We start from the raw sequence: 24,106 nt of genomic DNA, 5'->3' as shown, positions 1-24,106 counted from the left end.
AAGGAGCTTCATATGAATTTACCGTCACCTGCACAACTGCTGCCGGAAATGGCCACGGCGCTGATTCGCCACCTCAATGCGCGACAAATCAGCACCCCGCGCTTTATCGGCATCCGCACGGGCGGCGTCTGGGTTGCTCAGGCACTTATGGAAACCCTCGGCAGCACTGAGCCGATGGGCATTCTCGACGTGTCGTTCTACCGCGACGATTTCACCCAGAACGGCCTGCACCCGCAAGTCAAACCGTCCGAACTTCCGTTCGACGTCGAAGGTCAACATCTGGTGCTGATAGACGACGTACTGATGAGCGGCCGGACAATTCGCGCGGCGATGAATGAACTGTTCGATTACGGTCGTCCAGCTAGTATTACCTTGGTTTGCCTGCTCGACCTGACCGCGCATGACCTGCCAATCCGGCCTGACATTGTCGGCGCCACCTTGTCTCTGCCCGCGCAGCAACGAGTAAAATTGACCGGCCCAACACCGCTTAACCTCGAGCTGCAATCGCTCGCCAACTGAGATCCCCGCGATGACGCCCCTAGACGCCAAGCGCTCCCTGCAACTGAATGACAACGGTCAGTTGCAGCACTTTTTGTCCATCGACGGCTTGCCCCGCGAACTGCTGACAGAAATTCTCGATACCGCCGACTCGTTCCTCGAAGTGGGCGACCGCGCCGTAAAGAAGGTTCCGCTGCTGCGCGGCAAGACCGTGTGCAACGTATTCTTCGAGAACTCGACACGTACCCGCACCACCTTTGAGCTGGCGGCGCAGCGCTTGTCTGCCGACGTCATCAGCCTCAACGTATCGACCTCATCAACCAGCAAGGGCGAGTCTCTGTTCGACACCCTGCGCAACCTTGAGGCGATGGCGGCCGACATGTTCGTGGTGCGCCACAGCGACTCCGGCGCGGCGCACTTCATTGCCGAGCATGTGTGCCCCAACGTCGCCATTATCAACGGCGGCGACGGCCGACACGCCCACCCGACGCAAGCAATGCTCGACATGCTGACGATTCGCCGGCACAAGGGCAGCTTCGAGAATCTCTCGGTTGCCATCGTCGGCGACATCCTGCACTCGCGTGTTGCGCGCTCGAACATGCTCGCGCTGAAAACCCTAGGTTGCCCGGATATTCGCGTGATTGCGCCGAAAACCTTGCTGCCGGTCGGCATCGAGCAATACGGCGTGACGACCTACAGCGACATGGCCACCGGCCTCAAGGATGTCGACGTAGTGATCATGCTGCGCCTGCAACGTGAACGCATGCAGGGCGGCCTGTTGCCGAGCGAAGGTGAGTTCTATCGCCTGTTCGGCCTTACCGAGCAACGCCTCAAGCTGGCCAAGCCCGATGCGCTGGTCATGCACCCGGGGCCGATCAACCGTGGCGTTGAAATTGAATCGGCGGTGGCCGACGGCCCGCAGTCAGTGATTCTCAATCAGGTCACTTACGGCATCGCCATCCGCATGGCCGTGCTCTCAATGGCCATGAGCGGCCAGAAAACCCAGCGACTACTTGATCAAGAAAGCGAGGAGCAGAACTGATGCGTACCCGTATCCTCGGCGCCCGCGTAATTGACCCCAACAGCGGCCTGGACCAAATCAGCGACATCTACATCGAAGGCGGCAAGATCGCAGCCATTGGTGATGCGCCCGCAGGTTTCAACGCCGAACAAACCATCGAAGCTGATGGCCTGATCGCAACACCGGGCCTGGTTGACCTTAACGCAGCGCTGCGCGAACCCGGCTACAGCCGCAAAGGCAGCATTGCCAGCGAAACCCTGGCGGCGGCTGCGGGCGGCGTTACCAGTTTGTGCTGCCCGCCCTTCACCAAGCCGATTCTGGACACGCCAGCAGTCGCCGAGATGATTCTTGAACGCGCACGTGAAGCGGGCCACACCAAGGTCTTCCCGGTCGGCGCACTGAGCAAAGGCCTCGAAGGCGAGCAACTGGCCGAGCTGGTTGCCCTGCGTGATGCCGGTTGCGTGGCATTCAGCAACGGACTGGATTGTTTCCGCAACAACCGCACCCTGCGCCGCGCCATGGAATATGCCGCCACCTTCGATCTGACGGTGATTTTCCACTCGCAGGATCATGATCTGGCAGAAGGCGGCCTCGCCCACGAAGGCCCGACCGCCAGCTTCCTCGGCTTGGTCGGTATCCCGGAGTCCGCTGAAACCGTAGCCCTCGCCCGCAACTTGTTGCTGGTCGAGCAGACCGGCGTACGCGCGCACTTCAGCCAACTGACCAGCGCCCGTGGCGCCCAGTTGATTGCCGACGCACAAGCGCGCGGCCTCAAGGTGACGGCCGACGTGGCGTTGTACCAGCTGATTCTGACTGACGATTCGCTGCTCGGCTTCTCCAGCCTGTATCACGTTATGCCGCCACTGCGCACCCGCGCAGACCGCGACGGCCTGCGTCAGGCGGTCAAGGACGGCACCATTCAGGCCATCGCCAGCCATCACCAGCCACACGAAGCCGACGCCAAACGCGCACCGTTTGCCGCCACCGAACCGGGCATCAGCAGCGTGCAGCTGATGCTGCCACTGGCCATGAGCCTGGTGCAGGACGGCGTGTTGGAACTGTCAGAGCTGATCGCCCGCCTCAGCAGCGGTCCGGCGCAGGCGCTTGGCCTGCCTGCAGGCAAGCTGGCCGCCGGTGAACCCGCCGATGTGCTGCTGTTCGACCCGAACGCCTCAACACTGGCCGGTGATACGTGGTTCTCCAAAGGCGCCAACAGCCCGTTCATGGGCCACTGCCTGCCGAGCGCCGTGCGCTACACGCTGGTAGACGGGCACATCAGCTACCAAGCGTAAGCCTTACGCTTCTAACCTGTGCGCACACCAGAAACCCACTCCCGAGTGGGTTTCTGCTTTTATCTCCCCGGCAAATCGTCTTATTTGCCAAACCCGCCTATACGCCAAGTTTGATGCCAGCCGTCGCATCATCGAACTCTCTGAACAAATCTGCGTCAGACATAAAACTGTCGTGAATTACGCTTAATCATTAAGCATCAGGCAGACAACAACATAAAAGTTAGGCCTAAACGCGGTAACACCGCCGCTCGGCCCGCCTCAACAGTTCTTCCCTCTAGCCGCAGCACGGAGCAGATAGTTGATGAGCAGCACATTAAGAGTACTGACCCCAAAGCCAGCCCCCAATGCGCTACTCGACTATTACCTGCAGGTCAGGCGCCGAACCGAAACCCTGATCACGCCGCTGGAGCCGGAAGACATGGTTGTGCAATCCATGCCTGATGCCAGCCCGAGTAAATGGCACATTGCCCATACCAGCTGGTTCTTCGAAACCTTTCTGCTCAGCCCGCAGCTCAAAGGCTACAAGATTTTCGATGACACCTTCTGCTACCTGTTCAACTCTTATTACGAAGCCGTCGGCCCCCGCCATCCCAGACCCCATCGCGGCTTGCTGACCCGCCCCGCCATCAGCGAAGTGATTGCCTACCGCAAACATGTCGACAGGCAAATGAGCGTCCTGCTGCAAACCCCACTCGATGACGCCACGCGCCAGTTAGTTGAACTCGGGCTGGCGCACGAGGAGCAGCACCAGGAACTGCTGCTCATGGACATACTCCACCTGTTCAACACCTCGCCCCTCAAACCCGCCTATAACCCGCAGTGGCCTGAGCCCACCCGCGCCGGCCCCGGGCGTTTCAAGCAACACATTGGCGGCCTGCTGGATATTGGCCACACCGATGACGCCTTTGCCTTCGACAATGAAAGCCCGCGCCACACCACGTACTTACAGCCCTTCGAGATCAGTGACCGGCTGGTGACAAACGGTGAATGGCTGGCATTTATCGCAGACGGCGGCTACCAGCAAGTGGATTTGTGGCTCTCAGAAGGCTGGGATTGCGTGCAAAGCCAAGGCTGGAAAGCCCCGCTGTACTGGCATCACGATGAGCACGGTTGGAGCCAGATGACTTTAAGGGGCATGCAGCCCATTAATCCGGACGACGCCGTGACGCACATCAGCTACCACGAAGCGACCGCCTTCGCCTGCTGGGTCAACGCCCGCCTCCCGACTGAAGCAGAATGGGAAGTTGCCGCTCAAGCGGGCATGTTGCAACAAGTGGATGACGTCGCCTGGCAGTGGACGCAAAGCCATTACAGCGCCTATCCCGGCTTTAATCCGGCCCCTGGCGCTGTGGGCGAATACAACGGCAAGTTCATGATCAACCAGATGGTTTTACGGGGCGGCAGCGCGTTCAGCAGCCCCGGCCATACGCGCTTGAGCTATCGCAATTTCTTCCATGCCGATAAGCGCTGGATGTTGTCGGGGCTGCGATTAGCCCGGGATATTCAACCGCACCAGCAACACACAAAATCTGATAACGAGTTCTTGCGCGACGTACAACAGGGGCTCAGCGCAAAACCCAAAGCGCTTTCGCCTAAATATTTTTACGACGCCAAGGGCTCCGCGCTATTCGAGGCGATTTGTAAAACGCCGGAGTACTACCCCACCCGCGCCGAAACGCGACTGCTGAGCGAGATTGCTGATGAAATTTCAGCCACCATTGCCAGTGGCAGCGCGTTGATTGAGTTTGGCAGCGGCGCCAGCGAAAAGACCTGTCTGGTGCTGGATGCAACGCCGCAACTGGGCGCTTATGTTCCCATCGACATTTGCCCGGATGCACTTGAACATGCGACCCAACGCCTTAACAAGCGCTACCCGGAACTGCCGGTAATCGCCCAAACGGGAGACTTCACCGAGCCGGTTGAACTGCCGGAACAAGTAGCCGCAATGGCCAAAGTCGGGTTCTTCCCCGGCTCAACCATCGGCAATTTCACTCGCAGTCAGGCGATTGAATTTCTCAAGTCGGCAAAACGCCTGCTGGGTGCTAACGGGCAATTCATTGTCGGCGTGGATATGGTCAAAGACCGCCACATACTTGAGGCAGCCTATGACGACGCTGGCGGCGTGACGGCAGCTTTCAACAAGAACCTGCTAACCCGCATCAACCGTGAACTGGGCGCCAATTTCTGCCTGGAAAACTTTGCTCACGTTGCACTGTGGAACCCCGAACACCAGCGCATGGAAATGCACCTGCAAAGCCTTATCGATCAGTGCGTGGAAATAGCCGGTCAACGCTACATCTTCTCTAAAAATGAGCGCCTGCATACCGAGTGCTCACACAAGTTCACCCTTGAGTCCTTCAGCGCAATGGCCGCCGAAGCAGGCTGGATCGTGAGCCAGCACTGGATAAGCGCAGAACCCGAAGTCGGCCTGATGCGCTTGACTCAGCAGCCGTAGTTGCGCACTTAAACAAAAAACCCCGCTGATTCAGCGGGGTTTGGTTAGCTCAATGGAACGCGGGAATCAGCTGCGCTCGGAGTTTTTCAGGGTGATCTGGGTATTCAGCGTCCAGAAGTCATACAACACCCCGATGAGAAACAAGCCACCTGTGCACAGATAGATGATCCCGGTGATCCACTTGCCCATGTACATGCGGTGCACACCGAAAACCCCGAGGAAGGTCAGCAGAATCCACGAGACGGTGTAATCGGTTTCCCCTGCGGTAAATCGCAAGTCGGCTTCCTTGTCCATCGACGGGATCAGGAACAGGTCAATGATCCAGCCAACAAACAACAGGCCAAATGTCAGAAACCAGATGGTTCCGGTGACCGGCTTGCCGTAGTAGAAACGGTGAGCGCCGAGAAAACCGAAGATCCACAACAGGTAGCCGATTGTCTTGCTGTGCGTGTCTTGTTGCTGCATGAATGCCTCCTGCTGGCATGATTATCCTGAACAACAATCTACGCGAGAACCGCCGCAAACCCAAATTTGGCCCCCGCTAGACGCTCGCCCCATGCGCACAGGGCGAGCGGTCTGAAAACCAGCGGCTAACGCGAATCAGCGAAAGCGACGGCCCGGATCATCGGTACTGACTTCAAGCGACAAGCCTTCGGTGAGACTCGACAAATGATCGCCGTCACCTTCGGAAGCCAGCTTGATCATCAGGCGCAAGTCGTTCGCCGAGTCGGCATAGGCCAAGGCGTTTTCGTAAGTGATTTCACCGTCGCTGTAGAGCTTGTACAGAGCCTGATCGAACGTCTGCATGCCCTGCTCAGAAGAACGCTTCATCAACTCCTTGAGCTGATGCACCTCGCCCTTGCGGATCAGGTCGGCCGCCAGCGGCGTATTGATCAGCACTTCAATCACCGCGCGGCGGCCTTTGCCGTCGGGTGTCGGGATCAGTTGCTGAGCGACAATTGCCTTGAGGTTAAGCGACAGGTCCATCCAGACCTGGCTTTGCCGGTCTGCCGGGAAGAAGTTGATAATCCGGTCCAGCGCCTGGTTGGCGTTGTTGGCGTGCAATGTGGCCAGACACAGGTGGCCGGTTTCGGCAAATGCGACGGCGTGATCCATGGTCTCGCGCGAGCGCACCTCACCAATCAAGATCACATCCGGCGCCTGGCGCAGGGTGTTTTTCAGCGCCACTTCGAACGATTCGGTATCGATGCCGACTTCGCGCTGAGTGACGATGCAATTCTGGTGCTGGTGAATGAATTCGATCGGGTCTTCGATGGAAATGATGTGGCCGCTGCTGTTCTTGTTGCGATAGCCAATCATCGCCGCCAGCGAGGTCGATTTACCGGTACCGGTAGCGCCCACAAACAACACCAGACCACGCTTGGTCAGGGCCAGTTTTTTCAGCACTTCCGGCAGTTTCAACTCTTCGAGCGTGGGGATGTTGGTTTCGATACGGCGCAGCACCATGCCAGCCAGGTTGCGCTGGTAGAAGGCACTCACCCGGAACCGCCCGATTCCGCGAGCGCTGATTGCAAAGTTGCACTCATGGTTCTCGGCAAAGTCACGGCGCTGCTGATCATTCATGACCGCGTGCACTGTTTCGCGGGTTTGCTCGGGTGACATCGGCGTTTTGGTGATCGGCAAGATTTTGCCATTGACCTTCATCGATGGCGGAATACCGGCTGTAATGAAAAGATCGGAGCCGCCCTTTTCGACCATCAGACGTAATAGTTTTTCAAAGTCCATGGGTCTCTCGCCTTACACCAAATTGCACCTGCAGCCGACTGCCGCTGGCACGTTCATTACCATTTATCCAGCGAGGCAGCCTTGCGACTGCCTCGTTGCTACGTGTTGTTTCGGTCGGCGGCTAAGCTGCCGACATTCCGGCGGTGCAACGCGCGCCTTGCGGCGGCGGTTGCCAAGCTAGAAGTTCTCTGGGTTTTTAGCCTTCTCTTTGGCCATGTCTCGGCCGATCAGGCCTTTGCTGACCAAGGTTTTCAGGCACGAATCCAGGGTTTGCATGCCCAGCGAGCCACCGGTCTGGATGGCGGAATACATCTGCGCAACCTTGTCTTCACGGATCAGGTTACGAATCGCCGGCGTGCCGATCATGATTTCGTGGGCGGCAACACGCCCACCGCCGATTTTCTTCAGCAGGGTTTGCGAAATCACCGCCTGCAATGATTCGGACAGCATCGAGCGAACCATCGACTTCTCTTCCGCCGGGAACACGTCAACCACACGGTCGATGGTCTTGGCAGCAGAGGTGGTGTGCAGCGTACCGAACACCAGGTGGCCGGTTTCAGCAGCGGTCAGGGCCAAACGAATGGTTTCCAGATCGCGCAATTCACCGACCAGAATGATATCCGGGTCTTCACGCAGCGCCGAGCGCAATGCTTCGGAGAAGCCAAGCGTGTCACGGTGTACTTCACGTTGGTTGACCAGACACTTCTTCGACTCGTGAACGAATTCGATCGGGTCTTCGATGGTCAGAATATGTTGGTACTTGGTGGTGTTGAGGTAATCGAGCATCGCCGCCAGCGTGGTCGATTTACCCGAACCGGTTGGCCCTGTAACCAGTACCAGACCGCGCGGCACGTCGGTGATCTTGCGGAACACCTCACCCATGCCGAGGTCTTCCATGGTCAGAACCCGCGACGGAATCGTCCGGAATACTGCGCCCGAACCGCGATTCTGGTTGAATGCGTTAACCCGGAAACGGGCAACGCCTGGCACTTCAAAGGAGAAGTCCGTTTCCAGAAACTCTTCGAAGTCCTTGCGCTGCTTGTCGTTCATGATGTCGTAGATCAGCGCATGCACTTGCTTGTGATCCAGCGCCGGCAGATTGATGCGGCGAACATCGCCATCAACCCGAATCATCGGCGGCAAACCAGCAGAGAGGTGCAGGTCCGACGCACCTTGCTTGGCACTGAAGGCGAGCAGCTCAGTGATATCCATAGGACTCCCTAATGACGGTAGAATGCCGTGAACGTAGAACGCACGGGCGATAGAGCGAGAATAATGTCCACGATAGCAGAGAATATTGCAAAGGTCGGAGCTCGCATTCGTGAGGCAGCGCAAGCTGCAGGCCGCGAATCCACCTCCATTGGCCTGCTCGCAGTGAGCAAAACCAAACCTGCCGCTGCCATCCGTGAAGCTTATTTAGCGGGTGTCGGGCACGTTGGCGAGAACTACTTGCAAGAGGCGCTCGAAAAACAGCAGGAACTAGCCGATCTGCCCCTAACTTGGCATTTCATCGGCCCTATCCAGTCGAACAAGACCCGCGCGATTGCCGAGCACTTCAGTTGGGTGCATTCGGTAGACCGCCTGAAGATCGCGCAGCGCCTCTCGGAGCAGCGCCCAGCCTCATTGCCGCCATTGAATATCTGCCTGCAAGTGAATGTCAGCGGTGAAGCGAGTAAATCCGGCTGCACGGCAGAACAATTGCCGGCACTGGCCGCTGCGGTGCAACAGTTGCCCAACCTGAAGCTGCGCGGGTTAATGGCCATTCCCGAGCCTACCGATGATCAAAGCGAGCAGCGCGCAGCATTCGCTATCGTCCAAAACCTGCAACAGCAATTGGGCCTCGACACCTTGTCGATTGGCATGAGCCACGACCTCGAAGCGGCCATTGCTCAGGGCGCAACGTGGGTGCGCATCGGCACGGCGCTGTTTGGCGCCCGCGACTATTCATAAAGGTGGCCGCACACGCAGAATTCCCCGACCTTACTGAGCCGTTGTTGCATTGAAAAATGCTCACAGCCTCCTCATCTAGTAATGTGCTTCATTCTAAATAGCTAAGGACCCCGTTATGACCACTCCTCGCATTGCCTTTATTGGTGCCGGCAACATGGCAGCCAGCCTGATCGGCGGGATGCGTGCTCAAGGCGTTGGCGCCGAGTCGATCCGCGCCAGTGATCGCGGCGCCGAGCAACGCGAAAAAATCAGCGCGCAATACGGCATCGATGTGTTTGCCAGCAATGCCGAGGCCATCAACGGGGTCGACGTGATTGTGCTGTCGATCAAACCGCAGGCCATGAAAGAAGTGTGTCTGGATCTCGCGCCGCATATAAAGGACGGTCAGTTGATTGTCTCGATCGCAGCCGGTATCAGCAGTGCAAGCCTTGCCAACTGGCTGGGCGAGCGCGCCATTGTGCGCTGCATGCCCAACACCCCGGCCTTGCTGCGCCAGGGCGTTAGCGGCCTGTACGCCAACCCGCAGGTGAGCGCCGAGCAACGCCAGCAAGCCGAGCAATTGCTCAGCGCCGTTGGCCTGGCCCTGTGGCTGGATGAGGAACACCTGATTGACGCAGTCACCGCCGTTTCAGGCAGCGGGCCGGCGTATTTCTTCCTGCTGATCGAAGCCATGACCGCTGCCGGCGAAAAACTCGGCCTGCCGCGTGAAACCGCAGAAAAGCTGACCCAGCAAACCGCACTGGGCGCCGCGCAAATGGCCATTGCCAGCGACGTGGATGCCGCTGAGTTGCGCCGCCGGGTAACATCACCGGCTGGCACCACAGAGGCTGCAATCAAAACCTTCCAGGCTGGCGGCTTTGAAGCCCTGGTCGATGCTGCATTAAACGCCGCCGCCCAGCGCTCCGCTGAACTGGCCGAGCAACTGGGCAAATAAGGAGATCATGATGATCGGATTGAACACCGCTGCCGTCTATGTACTGCAAACCATCGGCAGCTTTTACTTGTTGATCGTGTTGCTGCGTTTCATTCTGCAACTGGTTCGGGCTGACTTCTACAACCCCATCAGCCAGTTCATCGTGCGCGCAACCCAGCCGCTGCTGAAACCGCTACGCCGGATTATCCCAAGCTTTGCCGGCCTCGACCTGGCGTCGCTGGTACTGGCGATTCTGGTGCAACTGGCGCTGATGGCACTGACCCTGATGCTGATGGGTTACGGCGTTGGCAACCCGCTGCAATTACTGGTCTGGTCGATCATTGGCGTGACCGCACTGTTCGTAAAGGTGTTCTTCTTTGCCCTGATTATCAGCGTGATCCTGTCGTGGGTTGCCCAAGGCAGCAGCAACCCGGCAGTAATTCTGGTCAACCAGATCTGCGAGCCTCTGCTGATGCCGTTTCGCAAGATCCTGCCGAATCTTGGCGGCCTCGATCTTTCGCCGATTCTGGCGTTTCTGGTGCTTAACCTGATCGACATGCTGGTGATCCGCAATCTCGCGGTCATGACCGGCATGCTGCAAGGCCTCAGCATGGCCATCTGATGAGTTTCTATCGCTGGGACGGTGACGATCTGATCCTCAATTGTCACCTGCAGCCCAACGCAAGCTCCGACGAGTTTGCCGGGCTGCACGGCGACAGATTAAAAATTCGCCTCACCGCCCCGCCAACAGAAGGCAAAGCCAACGCCCATCTGCTAGCTTTTCTGGCAGGTGCATTTGCTGTGAGTAAACGCCAAGTTTGCTTGGAAAGTGGCCAACAGAGCCGACAAAAGCGCGTACGAATCGTGAACCCGCAAAAACTGCCGAACGGTATAGAACTTAATCGTTCCGATAAGTGACAAACCTTTAGTGAGGTAGCTTGCTTGAGTTTATTGACGCCGGGCGCATCTGCGGCATAATGCCAGTATACGATTATCAACAAGCATTGAGTCTCATTACCGGCAACGGTTGAAAGGGCTCCACCCCAGTAGTATCTGGGTGGTAATAGCGGGCCAGAAACACGGCTATCCCATGTTCATGAGCATGCCGGCGCGTGTTTGTATGTGAGGAACGATGAATGAGCATGGAACGTCTCAGCCAACAGGTCGACGCCTACGTCACCTGGAAACGCGAGTTGATGCGCGAAATTACCCGCTACCGCAGCTGGCTGATCTCCAACCGGCTGGGCTCGGAAGCCCTCGATAAAAAGCTTGAACGCGCGATGCATTTGCTGCGCACCGACCACATAACGCTGGCGTTTGTGGGCGAGTTCTCGCGCGGCAAGACCGAACTGATCAACAGCCTGTTCTTCTCCGACTATGGCCAGCGCATGCTGCCATCGCAGGTCGGGCGCACAACCATGTGCCCCACCGAGCTGTTTTTCGACCCGCGTTCCGAGCACAGTTATATCCGCTTGCTGCCGATAGAAACGCGCAGCGCCGATGCCAGCATTTCCCAATTTAAACGCGCGCCTGAGCAATGGCTGAACATCGCACTGGATCCAAGCGACCCGGACAACATGGTCGAGGCTTTCGCGCAGGTTGCCCGTACCAAGCCCATGCAGGTCGAGCAGGCAATCCAGCTCGGCTTCTACCCGGAAATGCTTGAAAGCACCGGCAAACCCGGCCAGGTGATGGTTCCGGCATGGCGCCATGCGCTGGTCAATATCGACCACCCACTGCTGCGCCAAGGGCTGCGTATCCTTGATACGCCGGGCTTGAATGCGCTGGGCAGCGAACCCGAACTGACCCTTTCGATGTTGCCCAACGCTCAGGCAATCATCTTCCTGTTGTCTGCCGACACCGGCGTTACCGCCAGTGACATGGAAATCTGGAAGCAGCATATTCTGCAACTGGATGACCCGGACCACACCAGCCTGCTCGCCGTTCTGAACAAGATTGACGTGCTCTGGGACGATCTCGCCGGCGAGGCATTTGTGCAGGAAAGCATTCATCGCATCCAGCAAACAACCGCCAGCCAACTGGGCCTGAAAACCGCCGATGTACTGCCTATTTCAGCGAAACAGGCGCTACTGGCCAAAGTGCGCCACGATCCCGAGTTACTCGCCCGCAGCCAGATCAGCGGACTAGAAGACCTGCTCTGCGAGCGCATCGTGCTACAAAAAGAGCGGCTGATTGAAGACCACGTGGTGATGCAGGTGCTGGACTTGCTCAAAGGCAGCCAGAACATGCTCAACCAGCGGCTGCAACAGGTCACTGCGCAGAAAGAGCTGCTCAGCAACAGCCATCAGGACAACGGCCAGACGCTGTTCGAGCTGACAGCCAAGACCAAAGAAGAGCACAACCTGCATCACAAGCGCCTGCTGGGCCTGAAAACCAACCAGCGCCTGCTCAAGCGTCAGGGCGACCTGCTGCGCGAGGCTATTCGCCCGGAGCGGTTAGAAGGCCACCTCGAAGTGGTGCGCAAGAACCTCACCGGCAGTTGGACCACCATTGGTATCAACCAGGCGATTACCAACTTCTTCGCCAGCATTGATGAAGACTTGCAGCACCTGGCCGATGAAGCCGAAATGGCCAACACCATGGTTGCAGCTATCTACCGTCGGCATAACGAAGAGAATCCGCTGCATTGTGTGGATGCGCCGCAGTTCAATATCAACCGCCACCTGCGTGATCTCAAGCAACTGCGCGAACAGGCCGACCAATTCCGCCTGCAGCTGAAAACCCTGCTCACCGAGCAAGGTGTGCTGGCGCGCCGCTTCTTTGCCACCCTGGCCCAAGAAGTCATCGGGCTGCACCAGCGTTTGCGTCAGGATGCCGAACAATGGGCCAACGATGCCTTGATGCCACTGATGCAGCACACCCTTGAGCACAAGCAATTGCTCGAAACGCACATGCTCAAACTCAAGTCGCTGGCGCAGGAAACCCAATTGAATCGTCAACGCAGCGAGCAACTCAGCCGTTATCACGGCGAGCTGCTGGTTCAGCTCAGCCAGGCCAATGGCATGCTCAAGGTTTTCCGCCGTCCGGCGCCGGTGCAGCGGCAAAAGAAAGTGGTAAATCTGCTGGCTTCGCTGCGTACCGAAGGCGCCCGCGATTAAGTCGTAACAGTTTCTCCGCGCAACACCTGCCGCCCCGTGCTTGCCGCACGGGGCGGCGCTCTTTAGACTGCGTCCCTTGCTTTTTCACTTCACTTTTCGCGAGCGGGCTCGATGTCGACTGCCTTCCCCCAAGACTCTGTTGGCTTGGTGACTCCCCAGGTGATGCATTTTGCCGAACCTTTGGCTCTCGCCTGTGGGCGTGACCTGGCCGAGTACCAGATTACTTATGAAACCTACGGTGAGCTGAATGCTCAGCGCAGCAATGCGGTGCTCATCTGTCACGCCTTGTCTGGCCACCATCACGCCGCGGGTTATCACAGCCCCGACGACCGTAAACCCGGCTGGTGGGACAGCTGTATCGGCCCCGGCAAAGCCATCGACACCAATAAGTTCTTCGTGGTCAGCCTGAACAATCTCGGCGGCTGCAATGGTTCGACCGGCCCCAGCAGCATCAACCCGGCAACGGGCAAGCCTTATGGCGCCGACTTCCCGGTCTTCACCGTGGAATGCTGGGTTCACAGCCAGGCGCGGTTGGCCGATGAGCTGGGAATCGAGCAGTGGGCGGCCGTGGTGGGCGGCAGCTTGGGCGGCATGCAGGCCATCCAGTGGACTATCACCTACCCTGAGCGCGTGCGTCACTGTTTGGCCATCGCTTCGGCGCCCAAGCTTTCGGCGCAGAACATCGCATTCAACGAAGTCGCACGTCAGGCCATTTTGACCGACCCGGATTTTCACGGCGGGCACTTTCTTGAGCACGGCGTGATTCCCAAGCGCGGCTTAATGCTGGCTCGCATGGTCGGCCACATCACCTATTTGTCTGACGACGCCATGGGCGAGAAATTTGGTCGCGGTCTGAAGAGCGAGAAGCTCAACTACGACTTCCACAGCGTCGAGTTTCAGGTCGAGAGTTACCTGCGCTATCAGGGCGAAGAGTTCTCCGGGCGTTTCGACGCGAACACCTATCTGCTGATGACCAAGGCGCTCGACTACTTCGACCCTGCGGCTGCTCACGACGGCGATCTGGCCAAGACGCTGGCAGTGGCCAAAGCCGACTTCGCGGTGTTCTCGTTCACCACCGACTGGCGTTTCTCGCCAGCGCGCTCGCGCGAAATTGTTGATGCGCTAACCGCCTCACGCAAAAACGTGTGCTATCTGGAAGTTGACGCCCCGCAAGGCCACGATGCCTTCCTGATGCCAATTCCACGTTATTTGCAGGCATTTAGCAGCTATATGAATCGAATTGCCGTATGAGGTCGAAATGAGAGCTGATCTGGACATCATCCAGGACTGGATTCCCGCGGGCAGTCGCGTGCTCGACCTTGGCTGCGGCAACGGCGAACTGCTGGCGTGGCTCACGGCCAACAAGCAAGTATTCGGCTACGGTCTGGAAATCGACGCGGACAACATTGCCGAGTGCGTAAGCAAGGGCGTCAACGTCATCGAGCAAGACCTCGACAAGGGGCTGGGCAACTTTGCCGATCACAGCTTCGATGTGGTGGTCATGACTCAGGCGCTGCAAGCGGTGCATTACCCGGACCGGATTCTCAGCGAGATGCTGCGCGTCGGTAAGACCTGCATCATCACCTTCCCCAACTTCGGTCATTGGCGCTGCCGCTGGTATCTGGCCAGCAAAGGCCGCATGCCGGTGTCCGATTTCCTGCCGTACACCTGGTTCAACACCCCGAACATTCACTTCTGCACCTTCGAAGATTTCGAGCGCCTGTGCCGTGGCCAGCAAGCCACCGTACTCGACCGTCTAGCGGTTGATCGCGACCACATCAATGGCTGGGCCAGCCGGATGTGGCCTAATCTGTTTGGTGAGATTGGTATCTATCGGGTCAGTGGTCATACCGCCATGAATGCCGGACAAAACCGCTGACCCACACCGTTTCAAGGAGAGCCCCATGCGCCGCCTCGCTGTTCTACTCATTGCTCTGTGCCTGAGCCTGCCCGCGTTTGCCGAACAAAAGAAAACCTTCGGTGATCTCGATGTTCACTACAGCGCCTTCACCTCGGGTTATTTGCAGCCCGACATTGCGGCGGCCAATGGCCTGACCCGCAGCAAGAAACTTGGCGTGATGAACATCGCCGTGCTCAAGGCCGGCAAAGCCACCACGGCCAACGTCAGCGGCACCATGAAGAATCTGCTGGGTAAAGATTACCCGCTGAGCTTCAAGGCCGTTAACGAAGGTGAGGCGATTTATTACCTCGCCCAGTTCCCGCTGGAAAGCCAGGAAATGCTGCGTTTCACCATTAATGTCAGTGTCAGCGGTGGTGCGACCAACAGCTTCGAATTCAACCAGGAACTGTATCCAGGCGAATGATCAAACTCACTCAACTCGTGCTTGCCAGCCATAACGCCGGCAAGCTCAAAGAACTCCAGGCCATGCTCGGCGAATCCGTGCAGGTGCGTTCGGTCGGTGAATTCAGCAGCGTCGAGCCTGAAGAAACCGGCTTGTCGTTCATCGAGAACGCCATTCTCAAGGCGCGCAACGCCTCCCGCGTCTCGGGCTTGCCGGCACTGGCCGACGACTCAGGACTGGCGGTGGACTTTCTCGGCGGCGCGCCCGGTATATATTCGGCGCGCTATGCCGACGGCCAGGGTGATGCGGCAAACAACGCCAAACTGCTTGAGGTGATGCGTGAGGTGCCCGACGCCGAGCGCGGCGCCCAGTTCGTCTGCTGCCTGGCGCTGGTACGCCATGCCGATGACCCGCTGCCAATTATCTGCGAAGGCCTGTGGCACGGCAGTATTTTGCACCAGCCGCAAGGCGCCAACGGTTTTGGCTACGACCCGCTGTTCTGGGTGGCCGAGCGTCACTGCTCAAGCGCAGAACTCAGCCCTGCCGACAAGAACCAGCTGAGCCACCGCGCCCGCGCCATGGCCTTGTTCAAACAGCGGCTGGGGCTATGAGCGCAAGCAACACGATCATCACTGATCGGGTGCGCCACACGACTGCCGGCTTCGAGCTGCCGCCTCTGGCGATGTACATCCACATTCCGTGGTGTGTAAAGAAGTGCCCGTACTGCGACTTCAACTCGCACGCGGCGGCGCCAACGCTGCCGGAAGAGGAATACGTCGACGCCCTGCTCGCCGACCTCGATGCGGATTTGGCGCATGTGCATGGCCGCCCGCTCAGCTCGATATTTTTCGGCGGCGGCACGCCCAGCCTGTTTTCGGCCAAGGCCCTTGGCCGCTTGCTCGAAGGTGTCGAGCGGCGCATCCGCTTTGCGCCGGACATCGAAATCACCCTTGAAGCCAACCCCGGCACGTTCGAGCAGGCCAAGTTTTCGGCTTATCGGCAACTCGGGATCAATCGCCTGTCGATTGGCGTGCAAAGCTTTCAGTCAGCCAAACTGGCAGCACTGGGCCGTATCCATGACGGTGACGAAGCCATCCGCGCCGCCGATATGGCGCGCGCTGCTGGCTTCGATAACTTCAACCTCGACCTAATGCACGGCCTGCCGGATCAGTCGATTGACGACGCCCTGAGCGACCTGCGTACAGCTATCGCGCAAAAGCCTACGCATTTGTCCTGGTACCAACTGACGCTGGAGCCGAACACCGTATTCTGGAACCAGCCGCCCACTCTGCCGGAAGACGACACCCTGTGGGACATTCAGGAGTCCGGGCAAACCCTGCTCGCCGAACATGGCTATGCGCAGTATGAGGTTTCGGCCTATGCCCAGCCCGGCAAAGCGGCCCGCCACAATCTCAATTACTGGACCTTTGGCGACTTTATCGGAATTGGCGCTGGCGCCCACGCCAAGACCAGCAGCCCGGACGGAATTATTTCGCGCAGTTGGAAAACCCGCCTGCCAAAAGACTATCTAAACCCGGGCAAGCAGTTCACTGCCGGCCACCGCGTGCTTGAGCCAGACGAGTTACCGTTCGAGTTTCTGATGAACGTGCTGCGCCTGACCGAAGGCGCTGCCAGCGAAATGTTCACCCGCCGCACCGGCTTACCCCTGAGTTTGCTCGCCAGTGCACGGCAAGAAGCGGAAAAACGCGGTCTACTAAAAGCAGAGCCGAATCGACTGGTCGCCACCCGCGAAGGCCAGTTGTTTCTCAACGATTTGCTGCAACAATTTTTGCCTTAATGGGCCGCTCACGAGCCACTTGGCTCTAAGGATCTTCCATGGATTTGCTACTTGATCTGATCGCCACACTTTCGCGCTGGAGCCGTGGCCACTTGTACGACATTTCGCTGGCAATCATGGCGACCCTGTTCGTGCTGTTCGGCCCCAGCCTCAATGCGTGGGTGCAGCGCACCATCGGCGGCCTCAACTTCATCTTCCGCACACTGATCTTCGTTTTGGTCTGCGCGCTGGTATACGGCATGGCCATCGTTTACCTCACGCCTTATCTGTCGGCGGGGCTTGGCCAGTTCAACAACTACACGTTGGCGCCGGTGCTGCTGTTGGTGTTCTTCTTGATCGGTGTAATTGCGGACCGCAGCTAAGCAACAAACCAGCGTGTTCCGTTTGGGAATTGCGCCACTCAGTTGCTCGATCAAGAATCAGAGACGCTAAAACCAAAAAGCCCTGAATGCATGCATTCAGGGCTTTTTCATTTAGCTGCGGTAACTGCGGATTAGATGCCGCCGCTGCGCAGGGCCTGTACGGTGAAGTCGGTCCGCTTCAAGTCAGCATTGAAGTCGTACATCGGCTCGTTGTTGTCCAGGCCATCGACAAAGTAGCGGTTGCCCTTGAAGTCGTAGATGGTCTCTAACGTGCTGCCGAACATCGGCACCTCGTAATAGCTGATCGGATGGCTTTCTTGCAGGCCAATCAGCTTGCCGTCCATGTCATACAGGTCAACGGCGAGAATCTGCCAGCTGTCCTCGTCGAGATAGAAGCGGCGCTTGCCGAACGGATGGCGGAAACCTTTACGCAGGTCTGCCTCGACCACCCAAACGCGGTGCAACTCATAGCGCAGCAATTCGGGGTTGAGGTGCTTGCTCTTAACGATGTTCTCGTAAGGAATACCCTGCTGGTGAACGGCATAGCTGTTGTAAGGCACAAGCATTTCCTGCTTGCCCTTGAGCGTCCATTCGTAACGATCCGGCGCGCCGTTGTAGGAGTCAACCACGTCGGCAGTGGCCAGACCATTGGTGTCTGGCTGCAGCGAATCGTAAGCCAGCATTGGCAGGCGACGCACACGGCGGTCGCCACGACTGAAACGCCAGGCCTTGCGAATGGCCAGAACCTGATCGATTGTTTCCTGCACCACCAGCGCAGAACCGGCGACGCGTGAAGGCGCGAGAATCTTGTACTTGTAATAGAACAGGGTGTTGTTCAGGTCGCCTGTGGTCATGCCATCGCGGCCATAGACGAAATAGATATCGCGCTCGAGCTTGAGCAAGTTGTAGCTGCCATTCTCCAGCACCGCGGCCTGGTTGGTGACGAAGCGAATCTGATCACCGCGATAACGCATGATGTGATTCCAGATAGCCTGCTGGCCATTCTGTGGAATCGGGAACGGAATGCCTGAAGCCGCGCCCTCGACGCCATTACCGCCGGAGATAAGGCGGGCACCCAGCGCATTTTGCTGAGTCGCATCATAAATGCGTTGCGGCGCGGCAGCGCTGCGATGGGTGGGGAATACGCGCAGGAAATAGTCGGGATTTTTTTCCAGCATGACCTGCAGGCCAATTGGCAACTGCGCCTTGTACTGCGCAAGATTCTGCGCCGAGACGTTATACAGCGGCTGCTCACCCGCGTACGGGTCCGGGTGATGCATGCCCGGCTGATAGTTGGCGGGCGGTGTCGCCAAGCCACCTTCCCAGCGCGGGATGGTGCCGGCAGCATTGCCTGCCATTTCGCCGCCCAGCGGTGTTAAATCCCGGCCCAGACGATCGGCCTGCGCGCTATCAACCTTAGCCTGCGCATGAACCGCCAGGCCTGCTAACAGCAGTGCTGAAAGTGTACGTAACACAATAATCTCCCCCAGCGCAGAAGACCGCGCCGCTGTATTTTTATATCCGGTACGAGCCGGGCTTTATTGGTCAGTCGTGGTGAGTCGCCGTCCTGGCATCGGGCATTTCCCGCAAAGATTACTCCTGCCCCTCAACCGCGCCGGTTTCGACACTCGCGGCGCAGCCATAGAAAGCATCCGGGCGCACACGCAGCAGCTGAGGGATTAATCCCGCGCGGAGTTTACCCATTCAAACAAGCATTTGCTTTTAATCTGTCGAGTTTTTTGCGCCAGTGCATAAAGCACCATCACCAGGCTTTATGAACCAAGGCAAATAACCGGGGATTTACGCAGATAAGCAACTGCACCGCTGCCGCAAGACAGCAGTGCAATTGAGTTGAAGAGGCTGGGGCAAATCGGCAAACGCGCTAAAACGCCAAGACCGGCCAGAGTGCAGGGCCTATGCGCTGCGTTGGAACTTCAGGTCCCACACGCCATGGCCAAGGCGCTCACCGCGACGCTCGAACTTGGTCGTCGGGCGCTCTTCCGGGCGCGGTACATAGTGGCCGTCAGCCGCCAGGTTCTGATAGCCAGGCGCTGCGTTCATGACTTCCAGCATGTACTCGGCATAGGGTTCCCAGTCGGTCGCCATGTGCAGCACGCCGCCCACTTTGAGCTTCTGGCGAACCAGCTCGGCAAACGCTGCCTGAACGATCCGGCGCTTGTGGTGACGCGCCTTGTGCCATGGGTCCGGGAAGAACAGCATCAGCCGGTCAAGGCTGTTATCGGCGATGCAATTACGCAGCACTTCCAGCGCATCGCAGCGATACACACGCACGTTGGTCAGGTTCTGCGTCAGCAAGCCATTGAGCAACCCGCCAACACCCGGGCTATGTACCTCAACCCCGATGAAGTCCTGATCCGGAGCCGCGGCCGCCATCTCCAGCAGGGAATGCCCCATGCCAAATCCGATCTCGAAGGTACGCGGAGCGCTGCGACCGAACACTGCATCGAAATCAGGGGCTCCCTGCTCCAGTTCAAGGCCGAACTTGCTCCAGCCTTGATCCAGACCGCGCTGCTGGCCTTCGGTCATGCGCCCGGCGCGCATCACGAAACTTTTGATGGTGCGCATTTTGGGAGTTGCCTCGGCTGGCGCCTGAGGATCGTGCGAGTCGGTCATTACGTGCTCTTCAATCGTTGGTTCTAAGTCGCCCTGCGCCAGCAACAGGATGCCGGCGCAGAAGCGTCAGGGTTAAGTATTAGCCGATCAGGCCGTCCAGCGGCGACGAGGCGCTGGCATAGAGTTTTTTCGGCATCCGTCCGGCGAGGTAAGCCAGACGGCCCGCCTCGATGGCGTACTTCATGGCTTCGGCCATCATGACCGGGTTCTGGGCGTGAGCGATGGCGCTGTTCATCAGCACGGCCTCGCAGCCCAATTCCATGGCGATGGTTGCGTCGGATGCAGTGCCTACACCGGCATCAACCAGAACCGGAACGGTGGCCTCTTCCAGAATGATGCGCAGATTATACGGGTTGCAGATGCCCAGACCTGTACCAATCAGACCGGCGAGCGGCATCACCGCAATACAGCCCATAGCCGCCAGCTGACGCGCAATGATCGGGTCATCGCTGGTGTACACCATCACATCAAAGCCATCCTTGACCAGAATCTCGGCGGCCTTGATGGTTTCGATGACATTCGGGAACAGGGTCTTGTCGTCGGCCAGGACTTCAAGCTTGACCAGGTTATGGCCGTCGAGCAGTTCACGCGCAAGGCGACAGGTGCGCACGGCTTCTTCAGCGGTGTAGCAACCGGCGGTGTTGGGCAGGATAGTGAAGCGATCCGGCGAAATTACATCGAGCAGGTTGGGCTCGCCCTTGCGCTGACCAATGTTGGTCCGGCGCACGGCCACGGTTACGATCTCGGCGCCTGACGCTTCAATCGCCGCGCGGGTTTCGCTGTGGTCTTTGTATTTGCCCGTGCCTACCAGCAAACGCGACTGAAAAGTACGGCCGGCCAAAGTGAACGGCTTGTCTTTAATAGCAGAATTCATCGAAAGCTCCTCATGCGAAATAGGCACTGCGGCAAACGGCGGGCACGTTCAGCGCATGGTCAAATAGGGGATGCAGCGTCTCAACCGCCGCCGATGGCATGAACCACTTCTATGCGGTCGCCTTCGCTCAAGCGCGTGCTGGCGTGCTGGCTGCGCGGGACAATATCCAGATTAAGCTCAACGGCCACACGTTGGCCGGTCAGCTCAAGGTGGCTGATCAGATCAGCAACCGTCTGGCCATCTGGGAACTCGAAAGGCTCACCGTTCAACTGAATATGCATGACGGCTCAGTCACATTTTGAGAGGGGGTCGGCATTCTAGCCCGATCCAACCGGATGACCAAGACTGCAACGCGCCATTTGTCATTAAAGCTGACGCATCGGTCAAGTTAATTTCCAGGCAGCCAAGCCCAAACACAGCCAACCCGCCAGAAATGCCAGGCCGCCGAATGGCGTAATAATGCCCAGCTTGCCAATGCCGCTGAGGGTCAGGGCATACAAGCTGCCGGAGAACAGGATAATGCCAAGGGTGAAAAACACCCCGGCCATTGTCACCAGACGGCTGGGCATGTGCAGCGCCAACAGGGCCACGCCAAACAGCGCCAGCGCATGGATCATCTGATAGTGAGTGCCGGTCTGGAACACCGCCAGATAGTCGGCGGTAAGCTTGCTCTTGAGGCCGTGCGCGGCAAATGCACCCAGTGCAACACCGGTAAAACCGGAAATAGCCGACAACAATAACCAAATGCGCATACGCGATCACTCCAGACAAGTTCAAAGTCGCCGCTATAATGGCGCGCAAACTCTCCACGGCCAAGCTCGCATGTTCCGAACCATCCGCCGCCTCCTGTTAAAAGTCATCTTCTGGTTCATGGCCGGCTCATTCCTGCTCGTGCTGATTTTCCGCTGGGTACCGCCGCCAGGCACGGCGTTGATGGTCGAGCGCAAGATTGAGTCCTGGATTGATGGCAAGCCGATCGATCTGCAGCGCACGTGGCGCCCGTGGGCGCAAATATCCGACGATCTCAAAATCGCAGTGATTGCCGGCGAAGATCAGAAATTTGCCGAGCACTGGGGTTTTGATATTCCGGCGATCAGAGCGGCTATTGCGCACAATCAGGAAGGCGGCACGGTTCGAGGGGCAAGCACCCTCACCCAGCAAGTGGCCAAGAACCTGTTCCTGTGGTCGGGTCGCAGTTGGCTGCGTAAGGGCGTCGAGGTGTGGTTTACCGGCTTGCTCGAACTGCTCTGGCCCAAGCAGCGAATTCTAGAGGTGTATCTCAACAGCGCGGAATGGGACACCGGCGTGTTTGGCGCCGAAGCCGCCGCGCAGCATTACTTCGGGGTCGGTGCGCCGTATGTGTCTGCGCAGCAGGCGAGTTTGCTGGCGGCCATTCTGCCGAGCCCGCTCACCCGCAGCGCCAGCCGTCCGAGCGCCTATGTCAGCCGCCGGGCCAACTGGATACGCCGCCAGATGCGCCAGCTCGGCGGCAGCAACTATCTGGTCCAGCTTGAGTCAGCGCCCAGCCAGTGGATTAAAAAACTCGGATTCAACTGATCGGGCTTAACCTTGCTGCAACAACTTGCTCGGGACGATGCGGATCAGCTGCACGGCATCATCGAGAATGTGTGCGGTCAGGCCTTGCTGCGGATACACCCAGGCGACACCTGCCGGGAGTTCCAAACGCAAACGCGGCTGGCCGATGCTGCTCACCAGCCGCTCAGGCGCAATATCCTTGGGCGCCAGCACGGTGATGGCGCTTATCCGATGCTTGCCCAGCGGCGCCAGCATCTGCGCGCTCAGCGGCTGCTCATCATCCTGCGGAGTCAACCCCGCTGCCGCCATCAAGCTGCTCATTTCCGCGGCGTCCATCTGCACATCGCCTTCAACGGCCCACGGCTGGCCAGACTCCTCGAAGCTGCCACGAAACAGCAACCGTGCGCCGTCCTTGCGTGGCTGTAGCCACAAATCGCCGCTGACCTGATGCGCCAACTCGGATAAATGCAGTTGATCTTGGGCCAGTGGGTCGAGCACCTGTTGCTGCCAACCCGACAACCACTTGAGCGCAGATGCAGGTGCAGCGGGCTTGGTCAGCCACGCGCCCCAGGCAAAGAACAGAACGGCCACAATAATCAGGAAGACAATGTGCTTGGAGCTGAGCGAACGAAAATTCATGATTTTCTCTAGGCAGAAAAAAGCCGCACCTGAGTGCGGCTTTAGCGATTTGCTGACTCAGGCTGCGATCGAGCCTTTGAGCTTGTTCATCGCGTTCTTTTCGAGCTGACGAATACGCTCGGCAGACACGTTGTACTTAGCGGCCAGGTCATGCAGCGTGGCCTTCTCTTCAGCCAACCAGCGCTGATAGAGGATGTCACGGCTGCGCTCGTCGAGGCCTTGCAGCGCTTCGTGCAGATTAGCGCTTGAGCTGTCGGACCAATCCGCATTCTCCAGCTGTTGCGCCGGGTCGTAACGGTTGTCTTCCAGATACTGGGCTGGCGACTGGAATGCGCTTTCGTCGTCCGCGTCGTTGGCCGGATCAAAGGCCATGTCGTGGCCGGTCAGGCGGCTTTCCATCTCGCGCACTTCGCGCGGCTCAACCCCGAGGCTCTCGGCAACAGCGTGCACTTCATCGTTGTTCAGCCAGGCAAGACGCTTCTTCTGGCTGCGCAGGTTGAAGAACAGCTTACGCTGAGCTTTGGTGGTCGCCACTTTGACGATGCGCCAGTTACGCAAAATGAACTCGTGGATTTCGGCACGAATCCAATGCACTGCAAACGACACCAGACGCACACCCATTTCCGGGTTGAAACGCTTCACGGCCTTCATCAGGCCAACATTACCTTCCTGGATCAGGTCTGCCTGAGCCAGGCCATAGCCAGAATAGCTACGGGCGATGTGCACGACGAAACGCAGATGCGCGAGCACCATCTGCCGTGCAGCTTCGAGGTCCTGCTTGTAAAAAAGGCTTTCGGCCAGCTCGCGTTCCTGCTCCGGCGACAGCAGTGGAATGCCGTTGACCGCATGCACGTATGCCTCCAGGTTTGCGCCTGGAACCAAAGCATGTACAGGTTGCAATGAAGTGGACATTTAATTCCTCCGACTGACGAATCGTGTGCAGTCTAACACTGCCAAATCAGACAT

The 24,106-nt window shown here is 58.3% G+C and carries 26 protein-coding genes; 16 read left to right on the top strand and 10 right to left on the bottom strand.

The window, feature by feature from the left end; all coding sequences use genetic code 11:
* The first annotated feature begins 12 nt into the window (after positions 1-12).
* From pyrR to egtB, 4 genes are all read left to right on the top strand, one after another.
* Positions 13-519, top strand: coding sequence for a bifunctional pyr operon transcriptional regulator/uracil phosphoribosyltransferase PyrR (gene pyrR, locus PMYSY11_RS02150; RefSeq protein ID WP_069902454.1), 507 nt, complete (start codon positions 13-15; stop codon positions 517-519).
* A 10-nt stretch (positions 520-529) separates the two neighbouring features.
* The gene (locus PMYSY11_RS02145; RefSeq protein WP_069902453.1) at positions 530-1,540 is read left to right on the top strand and encodes an aspartate carbamoyltransferase catalytic subunit; all 1,011 of its coding nucleotides are present in this window, start codon (positions 530-532) and stop codon (positions 1,538-1,540) included.
* Positions 1,540-2,811 (top strand): dihydroorotase, encoded by a 1,272-nt coding sequence (locus tag PMYSY11_RS02140; RefSeq protein ID WP_150548186.1) that lies wholly within the window; start codon positions 1,540-1,542, stop codon positions 2,809-2,811. Before PMYSY11_RS02145 ends, PMYSY11_RS02140 begins: the two co-directional genes overlap by 1 nt.
* 301 nt (positions 2,812-3,112) lie before the next feature.
* The gene (gene egtB / locus PMYSY11_RS02135; protein WP_150548185.1) at positions 3,113-5,266 is read left to right on the top strand and encodes an ergothioneine biosynthesis protein EgtB; all 2,154 of its coding nucleotides are present in this window, start codon (positions 3,113-3,115) and stop codon (positions 5,264-5,266) included.
* Positions 5,267-5,332: 66 nt separating this feature from the next.
* On the opposite strand, the gene PMYSY11_RS02130 is transcribed toward egtB, so the two are convergent.
* The 3 genes from PMYSY11_RS02130 to PMYSY11_RS02120 form a co-directional block, all read right to left on the bottom strand.
* On the bottom strand, positions 5,333-5,731 hold the full coding sequence (locus PMYSY11_RS02130; RefSeq protein ID WP_069902450.1) for an NINE protein: 399 nt from the start codon (positions 5,729-5,731) through the stop codon (positions 5,333-5,335).
* Between the two features lie 135 nt (positions 5,732-5,866).
* Entirely contained in the window at positions 5,867-7,012 is a 1,146-nt protein-coding gene (locus PMYSY11_RS02125; protein ID WP_069902449.1) for a PilT/PilU family type 4a pilus ATPase, read from the bottom strand.
* Between the two features lie 177 nt (positions 7,013-7,189).
* On the bottom strand, positions 7,190-8,224 hold the full coding sequence (locus tag PMYSY11_RS02120) for a type IV pilus twitching motility protein PilT (protein ID WP_069902448.1): 1,035 nt from the start codon (positions 8,222-8,224) through the stop codon (positions 7,190-7,192).
* A 63-nt stretch (positions 8,225-8,287) separates the two neighbouring features.
* Here PMYSY11_RS02120 and PMYSY11_RS02115 point away from each other — a divergent pair, with 63 nt between their 5' ends.
* The 11 genes from PMYSY11_RS02115 (at position 8,288) to PMYSY11_RS02065 (ending at position 17,457) form a co-directional block, all read left to right on the top strand.
* Positions 8,288-8,962 (top strand): YggS family pyridoxal phosphate-dependent enzyme, encoded by a 675-nt coding sequence (locus tag PMYSY11_RS02115; protein ID WP_090513814.1) that lies wholly within the window; start codon positions 8,288-8,290, stop codon positions 8,960-8,962.
* Positions 8,963-9,077: 115 nt separating this feature from the next.
* Complete coding sequence (proC, locus tag PMYSY11_RS02110; RefSeq protein WP_069902446.1) at positions 9,078-9,896, top strand: pyrroline-5-carboxylate reductase; 819 nt, start codon at positions 9,078-9,080, stop codon at positions 9,894-9,896.
* A gap of 10 nt (positions 9,897-9,906) precedes the next feature.
* Positions 9,907-10,497: a YggT family protein gene (locus PMYSY11_RS02105; protein ID WP_069902445.1), complete on the top strand. Its 591-nt coding sequence runs from the start codon at positions 9,907-9,909 to the stop codon at positions 10,495-10,497.
* On the top strand, positions 10,497-10,793 hold the full coding sequence (locus tag PMYSY11_RS02100) for a DUF167 domain-containing protein (protein ID WP_150548184.1): 297 nt from the start codon (positions 10,497-10,499) through the stop codon (positions 10,791-10,793). Before PMYSY11_RS02105 ends, PMYSY11_RS02100 begins: the two co-directional genes overlap by 1 nt.
* Before the next feature lie 218 nt (positions 10,794-11,011).
* Positions 11,012-12,994, top strand: a complete 1,983-nt coding sequence (locus PMYSY11_RS02095; protein WP_090513818.1) for a dynamin-like GTPase family protein — start codon at positions 11,012-11,014, stop codon at positions 12,992-12,994.
* 111 nt (positions 12,995-13,105) lie between these two features.
* Positions 13,106-14,245: a homoserine O-succinyltransferase MetX gene (gene metX / locus PMYSY11_RS02090; RefSeq protein ID WP_069902442.1), complete on the top strand. Its 1,140-nt coding sequence runs from the start codon at positions 13,106-13,108 to the stop codon at positions 14,243-14,245.
* Between the two features lie 7 nt (positions 14,246-14,252).
* Positions 14,253-14,873: a methionine biosynthesis protein MetW gene (gene metW, locus PMYSY11_RS02085; protein ID WP_150548183.1), complete on the top strand. Its 621-nt coding sequence runs from the start codon at positions 14,253-14,255 to the stop codon at positions 14,871-14,873.
* A gap of 25 nt (positions 14,874-14,898) precedes the next feature.
* A complete protein-coding gene (locus PMYSY11_RS02080; RefSeq protein ID WP_069902440.1) occupies positions 14,899-15,318 on the top strand; it encodes a DUF4426 domain-containing protein in 420 nt (139 codons plus the stop codon).
* The gene (rdgB, locus tag PMYSY11_RS02075; protein WP_150548182.1) at positions 15,315-15,908 is read left to right on the top strand and encodes an RdgB/HAM1 family non-canonical purine NTP pyrophosphatase; all 594 of its coding nucleotides are present in this window, start codon (positions 15,315-15,317) and stop codon (positions 15,906-15,908) included. The genes PMYSY11_RS02080 and rdgB overlap by 4 nt, the downstream gene beginning before the upstream one ends.
* On the top strand, positions 15,905-17,095 hold the full coding sequence (gene hemW / locus PMYSY11_RS02070) for a radical SAM family heme chaperone HemW (protein WP_150548181.1): 1,191 nt from the start codon (positions 15,905-15,907) through the stop codon (positions 17,093-17,095). Before rdgB ends, hemW begins: the two co-directional genes overlap by 4 nt.
* A gap of 38 nt (positions 17,096-17,133) precedes the next feature.
* Positions 17,134-17,457: a DUF3392 domain-containing protein gene (locus PMYSY11_RS02065; protein WP_069902437.1), complete on the top strand. Its 324-nt coding sequence runs from the start codon at positions 17,134-17,136 to the stop codon at positions 17,455-17,457.
* Positions 17,458-17,588: 131 nt separating this feature from the next.
* Here PMYSY11_RS02065 and PMYSY11_RS02060 read toward each other — a convergent pair whose 3' ends face one another.
* The 5 genes from PMYSY11_RS02060 to PMYSY11_RS02040 form a co-directional block, all read right to left on the bottom strand.
* Entirely contained in the window at positions 17,589-18,932 is a 1,344-nt protein-coding gene (locus PMYSY11_RS02060) for a DUF1329 domain-containing protein (protein WP_150548180.1), read from the bottom strand.
* Between the two features lie 439 nt (positions 18,933-19,371).
* Positions 19,372-20,043 carry a tRNA (guanosine(46)-N7)-methyltransferase TrmB gene (gene trmB / locus PMYSY11_RS02055; RefSeq protein WP_239655578.1) on the bottom strand — a complete coding sequence of 224 codons (672 nt, stop codon included), beginning with the start codon at positions 20,041-20,043 and terminating at the stop codon, positions 19,372-19,374.
* 127 nt (positions 20,044-20,170) lie between these two features.
* Positions 20,171-20,965, bottom strand: coding sequence for a thiazole synthase (locus PMYSY11_RS02050; protein ID WP_090513831.1), 795 nt, complete (start codon positions 20,963-20,965; stop codon positions 20,171-20,173).
* Between the two features lie 80 nt (positions 20,966-21,045).
* Positions 21,046-21,246, bottom strand: a complete 201-nt coding sequence (gene thiS / locus PMYSY11_RS02045) for a sulfur carrier protein ThiS (protein ID WP_069902433.1) — start codon at positions 21,244-21,246, stop codon at positions 21,046-21,048.
* Positions 21,247-21,348: 102 nt separating this feature from the next.
* A complete protein-coding gene (locus PMYSY11_RS02040) occupies positions 21,349-21,717 on the bottom strand; it encodes a DUF423 domain-containing protein (RefSeq protein WP_090513834.1) in 369 nt (122 codons plus the stop codon).
* 70 nt (positions 21,718-21,787) lie between these two features.
* Between PMYSY11_RS02040 and mtgA the strand changes: the two genes are divergently transcribed.
* Entirely contained in the window at positions 21,788-22,522 is a 735-nt protein-coding gene (gene mtgA, locus PMYSY11_RS02035; RefSeq protein WP_090513838.1) for a monofunctional biosynthetic peptidoglycan transglycosylase, read from the top strand.
* A gap of 6 nt (positions 22,523-22,528) precedes the next feature.
* On the opposite strand, the gene PMYSY11_RS02030 is transcribed toward mtgA, so the two are convergent.
* A complete protein-coding gene (locus PMYSY11_RS02030) occupies positions 22,529-23,140 on the bottom strand; it encodes a hypothetical protein (RefSeq protein ID WP_090513841.1) in 612 nt (203 codons plus the stop codon).
* A 57-nt stretch (positions 23,141-23,197) separates the two neighbouring features.
* Positions 23,198-24,052, bottom strand: coding sequence for an RNA polymerase sigma factor RpoH (gene rpoH / locus PMYSY11_RS02025; RefSeq protein ID WP_069902429.1), 855 nt, complete (start codon positions 24,050-24,052; stop codon positions 23,198-23,200).
* Positions 24,053-24,106: the final 54 nt, after the last annotated feature.

Source organism: Pseudomonas marincola (assembly GCF_900682675.2).
GTDB lineage: Bacteria > Pseudomonadota > Gammaproteobacteria > Pseudomonadales > Pseudomonadaceae > Aquipseudomonas > Aquipseudomonas marincola.
This window is presented reverse-complemented; position numbering and strand designations above follow the sequence as displayed.